The 751-nt window shown below is 75.2% G+C and carries 1 protein-coding gene and 1 pseudogene; one reads left to right on the forward strand and one right to left on the reverse strand.

Annotation, left to right across the window (positions count from 1 at the left end; genetic code table 11):
- Nucleotides 1-465 (forward strand): annotated as a pseudogene (locus KUM32_RS38395) (NAD(P)-dependent oxidoreductase); the annotation flags it as partial.
- Nucleotides 466-493: 28 nt separating this feature from the next.
- Here the strand turns inward: KUM32_RS38395 and KUM32_RS38400 are convergent.
- On the reverse strand, nt 494-751 hold a 258-nt coding region (locus tag KUM32_RS38400), incomplete at its 5' end, for an N-acetyltransferase (protein WP_217146440.1).

The following is a 751-nucleotide window of genomic DNA, read 5'->3' on the forward strand; positions in this document are numbered from 1 at the left end:
TTCGAGGAGTTCGCGCCGACGCTGCGGGTGCTGGGCGGCGACACCGTCTACCTCGGCGCCGACCCGGACCTGGCGGCGCTGTACGAGATGGCGGTGGGCGGCACGCTGCTGCCCGCGCTCGTCGGTTTCTTCCAGGGCGCGGCGGCGCTCCAGGCCCGTGGCCTGCCGGTCGCCTCGATGGTGCGGTTCAGCACCAAGTGGTTCGAGATGATCAACTCGATCCTCCCGGTCTTCGCCGACGAGATCGACCGGGGCGAGTACGGCGATCCCGCGTCCTCGGTGAACCTGTTCCTGGCCGGGGCGGCGCACGACGCGGAACTCGGCGCGGAGGCCAACCTCGACGTCACCTGGCACGAGCCCTTCCACGACCTGCTCAGGCGGGCGGTCGAGGCCGGCCACGGCGACCACAGCATCTCCGCCCTGACGGAGGTGCTGAAGCTGCCGGAGCCGGGGCGGGCCGGGTAGCGGGCCCGCCCCGGCGCGTGGCGTACGGTCAGCGGCCCAGCCGGCGGCTCCACGCCTCGCGGTCCGGCTCCCGCGCCGCGTCCGGGAGCGGGGCGGCCGGCAGCAGGGGGCCCGTGCGCGACCAGCCCCAGGAGGCGAACGCGTGCCGCGCGGGCGGGTTGGTCGCGTCCACCGTCGCTGTCGCCAGCGGGCCCGTCGCGCGGGTCAGGAGCTGGTCGACGAGGCGGGTGGCGATCCCCCGGCGGCGATGCGCCGACAGCACGCACAGCTCGGCGAGGCTGAACAC

Source organism: Streptomyces sp. AC627_RSS907, assembly GCF_019049165.1.